At 48.5% G+C, this 12,579-nt stretch carries 11 protein-coding genes; 2 read left to right on the plus strand and 9 right to left on the minus strand.

Annotation, left to right across the window (positions count from 1 at the left end):
• Nucleotides 1-45: 45 nt before the first annotated feature.
• The 4 genes from EOS97_RS05445 to EOS97_RS05460 form a co-directional block, all read right to left on the minus strand.
• Nucleotides 46-603 carry a DUF3156 family protein gene (locus tag EOS97_RS05445; protein ID WP_000100107.1) on the minus strand — a complete coding sequence of 186 codons (558 nt, stop codon included), beginning with the start codon at nucleotides 601-603 and terminating at the stop codon, nucleotides 46-48.
• Nucleotides 581-2,080 carry an APC family permease gene (locus EOS97_RS05450; RefSeq protein WP_000475961.1) on the minus strand — a complete coding sequence of 500 codons (1,500 nt, stop codon included), beginning with the start codon at nucleotides 2,078-2,080 and terminating at the stop codon, nucleotides 581-583. The genes EOS97_RS05445 and EOS97_RS05450 overlap by 23 nt, the downstream gene beginning before the upstream one ends.
• A 208-nt stretch (nucleotides 2,081-2,288) precedes the next feature.
• Nucleotides 2,289-2,663, minus strand: a complete 375-nt coding sequence (locus tag EOS97_RS05455; protein WP_000542984.1) for a cupin domain-containing protein — start codon at nucleotides 2,661-2,663, stop codon at nucleotides 2,289-2,291.
• Between the two features lie 14 nt (nucleotides 2,664-2,677).
• Nucleotides 2,678-3,979 carry an FAD-binding oxidoreductase gene (locus EOS97_RS05460; protein WP_001092825.1) on the minus strand — a complete coding sequence of 434 codons (1,302 nt, stop codon included), beginning with the start codon at nucleotides 3,977-3,979 and terminating at the stop codon, nucleotides 2,678-2,680.
• 161 nt (nucleotides 3,980-4,140) lie between these two features.
• Here EOS97_RS05460 and EOS97_RS05465 point away from each other — a divergent pair, with 161 nt between their 5' ends.
• Nucleotides 4,141-5,625, plus strand: a complete 1,485-nt coding sequence (locus tag EOS97_RS05465) for an NAD-dependent phenylacetaldehyde dehydrogenase (RefSeq protein ID WP_001286407.1) — start codon at nucleotides 4,141-4,143, stop codon at nucleotides 5,623-5,625.
• Between the two features lie 134 nt (nucleotides 5,626-5,759).
• Here the strand turns inward: EOS97_RS05465 and iraD are convergent, their stop codons facing one another.
• The 5 genes from iraD to EOS97_RS05490 form a co-directional block, all read right to left on the minus strand.
• Nucleotides 5,760-6,140, minus strand: a complete 381-nt coding sequence (gene iraD / locus EOS97_RS05470) for an anti-adapter protein IraD (protein ID WP_001805643.1) — start codon at nucleotides 6,138-6,140, stop codon at nucleotides 5,760-5,762.
• The gene (locus EOS97_RS05475; protein ID WP_000338761.1) at nucleotides 6,140-6,625 is read right to left on the minus strand and encodes an Hcp family type VI secretion system effector; all 486 of its coding nucleotides are present in this window, start codon (nucleotides 6,623-6,625) and stop codon (nucleotides 6,140-6,142) included. Before EOS97_RS05475 ends, iraD begins: the two co-directional genes overlap by 1 nt.
• 724 nt (nucleotides 6,626-7,349) lie before the next feature.
• The gene (locus EOS97_RS05480) at nucleotides 7,350-8,273 is read right to left on the minus strand and encodes a polysaccharide deacetylase (RefSeq protein ID WP_000540892.1); all 924 of its coding nucleotides are present in this window, start codon (nucleotides 8,271-8,273) and stop codon (nucleotides 7,350-7,352) included.
• A 38-nt stretch (nucleotides 8,274-8,311) separates the two neighbouring features.
• Complete coding sequence (locus tag EOS97_RS05485; protein WP_000089259.1) at nucleotides 8,312-9,190, minus strand: carbon-nitrogen hydrolase family protein; 879 nt, start codon at nucleotides 9,188-9,190, stop codon at nucleotides 8,312-8,314.
• Between the two features lie 395 nt (nucleotides 9,191-9,585).
• A complete protein-coding gene (locus tag EOS97_RS05490) occupies nucleotides 9,586-10,890 on the minus strand; it encodes an MFS transporter (protein WP_000784371.1) in 1,305 nt (434 codons plus the stop codon).
• A 404-nt stretch (nucleotides 10,891-11,294) separates the two neighbouring features.
• Here EOS97_RS05490 and uxuA point away from each other — a divergent pair, with 404 nt between their 5' ends.
• A complete protein-coding gene (gene uxuA, locus EOS97_RS05495) occupies nucleotides 11,295-12,479 on the plus strand; it encodes a mannonate dehydratase (protein ID WP_000815487.1) in 1,185 nt (394 codons plus the stop codon).
• Nucleotides 12,480-12,579 lie beyond the last annotated feature (100 nt).

Raw genomic sequence — 12,579 nt, forward strand, 5'->3', positions numbered from 1 at the left:
AAATTAATACCACTCTCTGAGCTGATGCCGCAATAAAATGTCATATTATCTGGCGTCGGTATCCTGTTGCAGCCATTGATTCATGGCCTGATTGATCATATTTATCACACTAAGCAGAAGAACACGCTGGTGCCGCTCAAGCCGCAGATAACGGCGCAGCGGCGGCATTTTACAAACCACTTCGCTAGCAGCCCATAGCTCAATGCTGCAATACCATTCCTTATGATGTAAAACCAGAGTAAACCGACGATAATCCAGTTCACTCAGAGCCTGTTGTAAATTGGGGAAACGATTAAGATAGCTAATCAGCCCGGCGGTACTTTTACTGCCAGTAAAAATGACGGGATAACGTTTCAGCCATCCGGGCTGATGAGCGCGAATTTTGCCCTGCAAAGGATAATTGATTGTGCCTTTCACCCTGAATTCACAACTGTGAATACTGGCCATGAATAACCGTTTTTGCTGAACATGGCAGATAACCTGGGTAAATGCATTCAGATGCAGCACGGCGCTATGTTCGGTCAATTTTTCACAACGCCAGCCGCTCAAATCACGTAACACCATGTTCATTAATGTGCTCTTAAACCAGGGGACGGAGGACATCTGGCGTCATCTCTTCATTGTTTCGCTTTTCATAATTGCCCATCGCCCGTTCCACGACCTCTTCTACCGGAAGCGGGAGGAAAGGATTAACCCGTTGCACACATAATGTCCAGAATAAGGCATAGGCGGCAGTCAATCCAAGCATAATACCGAATGGTATAAGTACATCCCGACTGTTCATTCCTGGAGGCGCGATATTAATAATGGCGATAATAATACCCACGCTCGAAATAATCTGAGGTAAGGGAAACCAGGGGGCCCGGTAAGCGCGTGGTAAATCGGGGCGCCGAATACGTAAGATAACGACCGATAACGTTACCAGCAGATAAGCTACTCCCCAGGCGCAGACCGCAGCGAGGATCAGCGGAACAATGTGGTCGATATCACCGTTCAGATACCAGGCATGTAAACAGGGAATCGCAACACCGAATGTGATGGCGATGACCGGTGTTTTAAAGCGGGGGTGCAACCAGGTCAGAAACCGCGGCAAAGCGCCGTCCAGCGCCATGCCGTATATAATACGCGGTACTGCCGCCATTAGCGTATTAATCGTCGCACATCCCGCTAACAACAACCCCACGCCCAGCCAGTATTGCCCGACATGTCCCATGACACGATTGGCAAAGGCGGGAATAGCCATCGGCGTATCCAGTAAAAAGATATGGTTTGCCGCATCGACCACCACATTATTTACCTGCCGGTTAATCGCAGCGCCATAGAGGAACATACAACCTGCCACCGCTAAAAGGCCAAGCGCCATCGCTCTGGGAATCGTACGATGCGCTTTTTTAATTTCCGGCGCCATTGGCGTGACCAGTTCACAACCGACGAACATAAACATCGCCATGCCAATATAACCAAACAGACCAGAAAGATTACTGACATCAAGCGGTGCGCCAAACCACCCGGAATGATGAGTGACCGGGGATAACAGGATCCCGCATAAACCGAAGATGGTCAGGGTAGTCCACATACCGAATGTAAGAAACACTTCCACCTTGCCAAATACTTCAACACCAATGGCATTCAGTAACCCGAAAACCACTACCATGCCGACGCCAACCATCCAGGTATTGTGCTGCATGGCCACGTGTTCGCTAACAGACTCAAAGTTCACCAGCGCCATGACGCCAGCGAGAATCGTTTCTGCCGTGCCGGCAAAAATGTGTACGATCAGGTAAGCGCAAAGCGCACCGGTGATAGCGAAAAAACGCCCCATCCCGCAGGAAATATAGTCGTAGACGGAGCCAGTCGTGGGAATAAGCGTTGCCGCTTCGGCAAAGGTGGTAATCTGCGCTTGCATCATAATAAATGCCAGTAATACCGCAAGAGCAAAGGTATCTCCCCCTGAGCCAAAACCACTGGTCACGGTCAGGATCACCGGGCTTGCCATAATCAGCCCGACGGAGCTGGCAAGCGTCGTGGGGAAACCAATAACGCCACGTTCAAGATGGCTGGCAAGTCTGTTTTTAAACATGGTCAACCTCTTCACTATTATTACAACAATAAATTACCGCTCCGGAATAACGCTTATTTATGGCAGGCACCGTATCTAACAGGTATCGTCCTGAAGAGGGATAACGGTAAATAACGTTGTGACGCCGTCCCCGCATGCGCTAATAGCAAGTGGGGAGCGCGTTATTCTCCCCAGTGATGCCAACGCTACTGACGAACAATTAAAGGATTCAACCCTGTTTGTGGCTTTCGACGTTTGCCAGATAATGTTTTACAAAACGGGGCGTTAAAACTTTCCATGCCACTTCGGTTCCCTGTTCAACAAACCAACTATCGCCTGGTGAAAAACGTATCGGTTCCTGACCCGCAACAGTGAGTTCCACTTCCCCTTCCAGCACGGTTGCGTGCTCGGTAAAGGGATAAATCATCGTGAAACCGCCGCGGGTCGATGAAAACAGTCCACAGGTAAATACATCCTCAGGTTTACCGTAAATCATCGCAACGGCGACCTGAGGATCGCCTTCTGTTGGCAACGCCCCTAACAGGCTGACACTCCCGACTGGCTGTAATTCAGGAACAGGTTGATTGAGTTTAAAAGCGTGCATTAATGTTCTCCTGGTTAATTCCGGCCTTTCCAGAAACCGGCTGTTTGATGTATCAGTTTTCCCGCACTGACCAGCAATAGACGTAAACTGTCGCGACCATAAATTGTCGCGTGGGGAATGCTACTCATCAGACGATACCGCTCGGAACCGCCATTTATTCCTTCGGCCAGGATTTTGCATACAATATGGGAAGGCGTGACGCCAAATCCGGAATAACCCTGAACATAAAAAACATTATTGTGCTCACGAAGCGTGCCAATCTGCGGAAACAGATTCGCGCTACAGGCCATCGGTCCGCCCCAGGCAAAATCGATTTTAACGTCTTTCAAATAAGGGAAGACCTCCGTCAACAGAGTGCGGTTCCAGGCAGCAAAATCGTGCGGGGTATATTCAAGAAACCTTGTGGCGCTGCCAAACAGCAGACGGTTTTCTTTTGTGAGACGGTAGTAATTTATCACCGGGCGGATATCACTAAAAGCCCCGCGCAAGGGACTGATCCGCTCAACAAGCTCGCTGGAGAGAGGTTCTGTAGAGACCTGATAAGAATAAGTAACCAGCGTTTTCTTATAAATTTCTGGTTCCAGATTATTGAGAAAACTATCACAGGCCCACAGCAATTTGGCCGCTTTTACGCTGCCCATCGCAGTACGTACCCGCACAGTTTTACCGTAACTGACCTCAACCACAGGTGAATATTCGAATATCTTCACCCCCAGCGAATTCGCAGCCTGAGCGGAGCCCAGCAATAAATTCAGCGAGTGGACATGCCCTCCCCCCATATGCTTGAGAACACCGCAGTAGACGTCGGAACCAATAACCTGCTGCACGTCTTTACCGGTATAGAGTTCAATATCGTCTTCCGGCGTAGCGGCTTTGAATTCTTTTTCCCATTGTTGCAGCGTTTTTAACTGCCGCTGGTTGTAGGCCAGATAACCATATCCGGGGACAAAATCAGCATCAATATGGTATTTACGAATTCGCTCCCGAATAATACCCGCGCCGAGGTTCGAGATTTTAAACAGCGTCTCCATTCCCGCTGCGCCTACATATTTTTTAACGGCTTCGATGTCGTGACCTATACCGGCCATTACCTGACCGCCGTTTCGTCCGGTGCCGCCATACCCAAGATGACGGGCTTCCAGAACGACAACATTAGTGATCCCCTGCTCCGCCAGTTCCAGCGCGGTATTGATGCCTGAAAAGCCACCGCCAATGATCACCACATCGGCATCAATATCCTCTTGCAGAGCAGGAAAATGCAACGGGTATTTTTTCGTCGCGCCGTAGTAATTCAACGCATCGATTTTTGTATTCATCGCGTTACCTTGTCATCACGCTTGACTAAGACCGCTATCACAGCACGGTAACGTTTTACAAAATATCGTCCGGAAGAATGACGTTCTTTGGAACGATATTCAGTTCCGAAAAAGTATGTTGGGATGGAAAAACGTACATTCCTGACCTACAGGCACTTCTGATGAGCGATGTGACATTACTTGCCGAAGTAACGACTTTTTTACGCCAACGACACGGACAATTTATTGCAGGTGAACGTCAGGCCGGAAACGGCACGAACTTTTCGGTCACTAACCCAGCCACCGGCAAAATTATCGCCGACGTTGTGTCGGCAACCCCTGCGCAGGCAGAACAGGCCATGCAGAGCGCCAGACGGGCGTTTGATGTCTGGCGTAAAATGCCAACGTTACAACGCGGCGCATTACTGCTGAAACTGGCTGATACTCTTGCCGCTCATCGTGAAGAGTTAGCTCAACTGGAAAGCGTCTGTTCAGGTAAAACGATTATGCTGTCGCGCGGTCTTGAACTCGATCAGTCAGTGGCCTTCCTGCGTTACTTTGCCGGTTGGGCAGGAAAAATAACCGGTGAAACGCTGAATGTCTCCCTGCCATCAATGGGAGAAGAGAGATACACAGCGTTTACCCAACGCCAACCCATTGGCGTGGTCGTCGGTATTGTGCCGTGGAATTTCTCAATTATGATTGCTATCTGGAAGCTGGCCGCAGCGCTGGTATGTGGCTGCACCATCGTCATTAAACCAAGTGAATATACCCCGCTGACACTGCTGCGAGTCGCTGAGCTGGCTAAAGAGGCAGGTTTCCCTGATGGCGTAATTAACGTGGTAAACGGTGCTGGCGGTGAGATAGCGCAACAGCTGATCGCGCATCCAGATTGCGCCAAAGTGAGTTTCACCGGATCAGTTGCGACAGGTGAGAAAGTCCGGCGTTCGGCAACATCGTCAGGAAAACGCGTTACCCTCGAACTAGGAGGGAAAAATGCGGCGCTGTTTCTCAATGATCTCACGGCACAAGCCATGGTCAACGGTATTCTTGAAGCCGGTTATCTGAATCAAGGACAGATTTGTGCTGCCGCAGAGCGTTTTTATCTGCCCCAGGAAAAACTGGATACGGTCATGACGCTCCTCAGGCAACGGTTATCGGAGATCGTGCCCGGCTCCCCTTTAGATGAAAAAACGGTGATGGGCCCGCTAGCGAATCAGGTTCAGCTTGAAAAAGTGCTGCGTCTGATTCAACGCGCACGGGAAGAAGGGGATACCATTGTTTACGGCGGTGAAACTTTACCCGGCGAAGGGTACTTTTTACAGCCGACGGCGGTAAAAGTGCGTAGTAAAAACAGTACGCTGATGCACGAGGAGACCTTTGGCCCTGTCTGTAGCTTTATCGGTTATCAGAATGAAAAAGAGGCGCTTTCGCATATCAACGCTTCGCCATTCGGCCTTGCTGCAAGTGTGTGGTCGGAAAATATGTCTAAGGCATTACGCTACGCTGAAGATATTGATGCTGGCATGGTGTGGGTCAATATGCATACCTTCCTCGATCCCGCGGTACCCTTTGGAGGGATGAAAGGATCGGGCATTGGTCGTGAATTTGGCAGCGCGTTTATTGATGACTATACCGAACTTAAATCGGTCATGGTCCGTTATTAACCATCCTGAAAATGATGCAGGCAGATCAACCATACCGAAAGGTGGACTGTCTGCCTGATTATCAGGTTCGTTCGCTGCGTTTTATTGCTTGTGGGTAATGTTAAACGCCCGGCCCGGCGTTCCTTCCTGCATTACTAGCGCCATCTACCGTTAGAGTAGGCTATCTCCAGCCTTAACGGTTCAGACTCATCCTGTAACATCGCTTCCAAAGACAACGCCAGCGTCTGATGATGGGCATCTTTTACACTGACTTTCAACATGTTGATGCTCGGTTCATAACGTAAAATAGCAGCGCGAAGCTCACGGCAAAACCAGTTGAGAACCCGTTTGTCACCCACATTCACCTCGTGCCATTCCGGCATACCCCGAGTGAGCAGCGGCGGTAATGTCTCGCCACCTGGCACGGCGCAAGAGTTGAATAAACACATTAACTTGCAGCGTACCAATTCATGTGGGCTTATCCCCTCAACCAAGAGCCTGTCGAATAGCGCGACCGGAATGGTTGGCGTCATCATCATTTCCCTATCTGGTCCATCGCCAGATCCCATACTGACGCTCTGGACTCCTGTTGAGCGCTGTCTGATTTCTCGGCAGTGATTTGCCATTTGATTTTCGTGAAGTTCAGCGACATCGTTTCCACCGGCTTACCGCCGGCGCCGCCGCTAACACTGAGTTGTGATATCAGCGCGTTTGTCAGGGTATAAACGATAAGCGACCGCATTTTGCCGTCGTCATTGCGGCACAACGTCAGCACCGCGGTTCTAATTAGCCTCCCGCTACAGCAGTACTCATTGAGCACAGGCGTGGCGAGGTCGACAAATTTGGTGAGCGACATTTCACCAACATGCGCACGCCCGGAGGTCCGCTCCGTGAGGCTAACATCGTTATTTACCTGCATTGCCACATTGTGGCTATAAGACATGATCTCTATCTGATCTTCAAAGCCTCCAACCTGGCTTTCGCCTTTGATATTGTCGAGCTTTAAAAAAATCGCATCCATGATTTATCTCCTTGTTGATCAGGTGGCAGTTCAGCAGCCAGACGAATACCGGCGGCCAACGCTTGTGACTCTTATTAAAAGCGCAACTACCAAAAAACACAGCGTGAAAAGCGCCAGGTTTGCAGGGATTTTGCCAACGTTTACCCACGTCTGATGAACGTTATTCCACTGGTTGCAATGCAATAGAGGGTTTTGGCCCGCTGTGGCCAAATACAATTGAGGTTATACTGAATGCTCTCTGCCATATTCAATCCCTTTTATCGCAAAGTATCCCTGGTGCCGGTATCACAGCGTCGTTATTCAAAAATTGACATTTCAGAATAATAATCAGCTATATATAAAAAACACATCAAAAAGCAAATATCAACTTAATTTTTACTTATTTAATAAAAAAATACAAATTGATTTACATCAATCAACACATACAAAAACATTAAAAATCAAAGCGTTAAATAAAAATTAATCACTGTGGAAATTTTATTTTTCTTAATACTCACATTATAAATGTTATTTGCTTATTTTCCTGTGAACACAAAAAATGATTTAAATCAAAAAACAAACTATTCTCGTTGATTAACGTTTTGACCGAAATAAAAAAGATTTTATACGTCCCGGGATAGTCTCCCTTTCTGATGGACAATATGCATTACCGAGCGGGCAAACAGGTAACTTCTGCCCGGGTAATCCGTTACCCGACTGATATTAACATTGTCATGAGGTGATATCATTTGCCCGGCCAGCCATAATCATCCGGAACCGGCGCTACGCCACGAACATCAGGACGGAGCATTTTTTGTCGATCCTCTTCGTCATCCACCCAGACACTGGCTATCTCTTCACAGGTTGCAAACCATACGCCATCATGCCCTTTAATATGTTCAATCAAACGTGACAACATCATCATATGATGCCCATGACCGATTATCTGCGGATGAAGAGCCATCGCATATAAACCGTTTTCCTGATGGTTATAAGCATAGGTAAAAATATCCTTCCAGCGTCGCAGAACACCGTCAGTATCGCTCATCCCCTCCTGGTTGCCGGTATACGCCAGTGCGGGAAAATCATCCAGATACCAGCTAACAGGAATTTCCAGAATCGCGCTGGCCGGGCCTGCGATATTTCCCGTCTCCCAATTCACCTGCCAACGTTGAGGATGGTAAGGCACAAGATCTCTCGCCATCAGGCTACTGTCATAGAGAAAACCGGCTTCCTCCAGAAGATCCAGCGTATTCTCGCTATAATCCCAATAGGGAGAACGGTATCCCACAGGGCGTATGCCGAAATGTCTTTTATAACAGGCGAACGCCAGATCCATAAGTCGGCGTTCTGTATCACGATTCACCAGCGTCGGATTTTCATGATAGTAGCCATGGTGAGCGATTTCATGCCCGGCATCAAAAATTGCTTTACTGATTTCCGGGAAGGTGTCTACAGTGTGTCCGGGAATAAAAAAGGTGGTTTTGATATTATTTTCTTTGAACAATTTCAGAAGCCTTGGTACGCCAACTTGAGCACCAAACTCTCCTCGTGACATAAAGGATGGCGACGGTCGATTAAATCCGCCCAGCCATAAAGACTGAGCATCTACATCAACACCAAGATTGACCGCAATCCTTTTACCCTCAGGTAATTTTAAATATCCCATAACGACCTCCAGCTAATACATAGAAGGGACACATTCTGTTATTTAATGTGTGATGGCCAGATATTATATATGCCTGCTTTTCTGCGTCTGTCCTTGAACGTTGTTGCTGCCCCCCCAAGTCTATTTTCATATAGAACATCGAGGTTAATTTCTCCTGAAATGACATCCTCTTGATTGACGTGCGCCTCTGCGATAATACCTTGTGGATTTTTCCACACGACATCACAGGGGCTTAAAATTGAACTTCGGGCCCAGCAGCCTGGCAGTGGTCCACCCGGGTTTCCGCCCAGGCAACAGTGAACAAGATAAATTTGATTTTCAATACAACGTGCGTGGCAACAATGTCTGACTCGCCAAAATCCCTGTTCAGTAAACGTAGCGGAAGGCGTTAAAATTAACTCAGCACCCTGTTCCGCCAGCGTCGCAGCACACTCCGGTATTTCTGCTTCATAACAAATATTAAAACCCACCTTTGCAAATGGCAGTTGAAAAACAGCCATTTTATCGCCTTCCTGAGTATACCAACCCCGTTCAGCCGGGAAGATATGCGTCTTACTGTGAGCATAATGTTCGCCATCGGGTCCCCATATATGCGCAACATTCTCATAGCGATCTGCTCCGGTCTGCTCCAGATGAGAGCCAGCAATAATGAACTGTCCTCTTTCTTTCGCTTCCTGTTGAAAAAGCTGCTTATAGGCATCCGTGAACTGATCAATTAAAGTAAGGTGTGAAATGGGTCTTTCTTGCCATTTTTTCAATAATGTAAATAACTCAATGGTAAATAGCTCCGGGAAGATAACGACATCAGCACCCTGACTTTTATTAAGAAGTATCCTTACCTTTGTTATGAAATCTTCAAAAGTGTTTATTTTAGTAACAATATACTGACAGGCTGAAACAGTAAAATTACGTGACATCGTGATATCCCCGGCATGAAATTTAAACTTAAATTAACGTATAGCGCATAGAGAATATTAGGGAGCGGACATTACGACATCAGGTTATTTTTTGTGAAGCTGCGCAAAATATATGGAGAAAAGAGTAGAAGCATTGAACCTTTATTTACATAAAGGGGACTTTATCGATGATCGCAGCGAGACGGAGAGTCGATAAAAATCCAGGCGAAAAACAATAACCCTTACCACAATATTATTTTCAGCATCTGAAAATAATCAGGCAAACTAAATGATAACGCGCTGGTATAAAACCAACGCGTATTTTTACCGATAAGGGTAATGAAGACGGCCACCCGAAGGTGGCCGTTAGAACCCGGTAGCGCTTCGCTTATCAGGCCAGTGAAACCGAGACAGCTTTAGCGGTGAGACGCCAGCGGCTGTTCCGTCATTGGCGGGTGGTGCTTTTCTGGATCTTTAATCAGTACCCACAGGATGATGGCGCCGATAATATCGAACAGACTGAGTGCAATGAAGAACGGGCCGTAACCGATAATAGCGACCAATGCCCCCATAAACAGGTTGAAGCTTAACTGTCCCATCCATGCCGCAGATCCTGCCAGACCGGCAACCGTCGCGACCTCATTTTTCTTGAACAGGTCAGCGCTCATGGTAATCACAACGGTAGACAGCGTCTGGTGCGCAAAACCGCCAATACTCATCAATGCAATGGCGACATACGGGTTAGTCGTAATGCTGACAAAACCGATCGAAATCATCAAAACAGCGCCGATGGTAAAGCTACAACGACGCGCATTGATCGTGGTCATGTGCATCTTTTCCATGAAGAACTTCGCCAGGAAACCGCCTGCAACGCAGCCGAAGTCCGCCGCCAGGAACGGCAGCCAGGCAAACATGGCGATCTCTTTTAACGGCAGATGCATCACGTTAATCAGATACAGCGGCATCCAGAAACTCAGCGTTCCCCATGCCGGGTCAGCCAGAAAACGGGTAATCGCCAACGCCCAGAAGTTACGCTTTTTAACGATCTCTTTAACGGCCGGTTTTTTATTATCGTCCTGGAGATAGCTTTCCTGGCCGTCTTCGATATAACGCAGCTCTTTGTGGGTGATCCACGGGTGTTTATTTGGCGAGTTATAAATCAGGAACCAGGTGATGGCGAACAGCACGCCGATCCCACCGGTAATCACAAACGCCATTTCAGTACCGATGCCGCTATCAGCAAAGGTCAGCATCGCCCAGACCACCAGCGGCGGCGCCAGCATCGCGCCAATTGAAGTACCGATATTAAACAGGCCCCCCGCAATACCGCGTTCTTTCGTCGGGAACCATTCGGCGCTGGCTTTAATCCCGGCCGGAATCGCTGACGCTTCGGTTAGCCCCATCAGACCACGCAGAAATGCCAGACTTATCCAGCCGCCGGCCAGCGCGTGCGCCATGTTGATCAGCGACCACAACAAGGCAAAGATAAAGAAGCCGATTTTCAGTCCGATGACATCCATCAAATAGCCGGTGATCGGCTGCGCAATGGTGTAACAAAGCTGGAAGGCGCTCACCACCCAGGAATATTGTTGCTCATCAAAATGGAGTTCTTTCATCATAGCTGGCGCCGCAACGCTAAGCGAGCTACGGGACAGGTAGTTTACGATGGTCCCTACGCAGACCAGGCCGATAATCCACCATCTTAATTTTGTCATCTTCATGATAAAGCCTCGTTAAAAAACATTAGCTCCGCGCCGTCTGACCTGTAGCGGGAAAACTGAAATCACAAAAATTGGTTGACCAATCAATATTTTCTCATCCGGACCGGTCAAAATCTGGCGGCAACTCCCGCACTTAATATTCTTGAAATAAATACATCAACTCATTTCAAGTTGAATGGTGAATGCTTTTCACCCAGCAAAAATTGACACAGATCAAATAAATAAAATTGGCAGACCGTGAATGATGATATTTGTGATTTGGTTAGCCAATTTAGACAATAAGGTTGACATGAGAAAAATTTTGGTTGAATTTAGGGGTCAGAACGGGTTTACAAAGCACGTTTCGATGTTGGCTGGCAATGGGTCAACCACGAAGACGTTATCGCAAGAAGAGGAAACGAGATATGAAACAAACCTGGCGCTGGTACGGACCTAACGACCCGGTAACGCTGTCAGATGTACGCCAGGCTGGCGCAACCGGCGTGGTAACGGCGTTACACCATATCCCGAATGGAGAAATTTGGTCGGTAGACGAGATCCAGAAACGTAAAGCAATCGTTGAAGAGGCGGGTCTGGAGTGGTCTGTGGTAGAGAGCGTACCTATCCACGAAGATATCAAAACCCACACCGGTCAGTACGATTTATGGATCAAAAACTACCAGCAAACGCTGCGTAACCTGGCGCAATGCGGTATCTATACGGTTTGCTATAACTTTATGCCGGTGCTGGACTGGACACGTACGGATCTGGAATACGTATTGCCGGATGGTTCAAAAGCGTTGCGTTTTGACCAGATTGAATTCGCCGCGTTCGAACTGCACATCCTGAAGCGTCCGGGAGCAGAAGCCGACTATACGGCAGAAGAGATTGCTCAGGCAGAGCGGCGTTTCGCCACCATGAGCGAGGAAGACAAAGCACGTCTGACCCGCAACATTATTGCCGGTTTACCTGGCGCGGAAGAAGGCTATACGCTGGATCAGTTCCGTCAACACCTGGCGACGTATAAAGATATCGATAAAGCAAAACTGCGTGAACATTTTGCCTATTTCCTGAAAGCCATTATTCCGGTTGCCGACGAGGTTGGCGTGCGTATGGCCGTTCACCCTGACGATCCGCCGCGCCCTATTCTCGGCCTGCCGCGCATTGTCTCTACCATTGAAGACATGCAATGGATGGTGGAAACCGTTAATAGCATGGCGAACGGCTTCACCATGTGTACCGGATCTTACGGCGTGCGCGCCGACAACGATCTGGTTGATATGATCAAGCAATTTGGTCCGCGCATCTACTTTACGCATCTGCGTTCTACGCTGCGCGAAGAGAATCCGAAGACCTTCCACGAGGCCGCCCATTTGCACGGCGATGTGGATATGTATGAAGTCGTTAAAGCGATTGTGGAAGAAGAGCACCGTCGTAAAGCCGAAGGTAGCGACGATCTGATCCCAATGCGCCCGGACCACGGTCATCAGATGCTGGACGATCTGAAGAAGAAAACGAATCCGGGTTATTCCGCCATTGGCCGTCTGAAAGGGCTTGCGGAAGTCCGCGGCGTCGAACTGGCTATCCAGCGCGCTTTCTTTAGCAAATAACCTTCTTTCGCATGGCGCGACGCGTCATGCGATTTCCCCTACTCAATGCAATAGCAACATGCCTCGCCCCGGAGATCGCGGGCGAAGACGTCGAATGACA

This window comes from Salmonella sp. SSDFZ54 (genome assembly GCF_004010735.1).
GTDB classification, from domain to species: domain Bacteria; phylum Pseudomonadota; class Gammaproteobacteria; order Enterobacterales; family Enterobacteriaceae; genus Salmonella; species Salmonella enterica.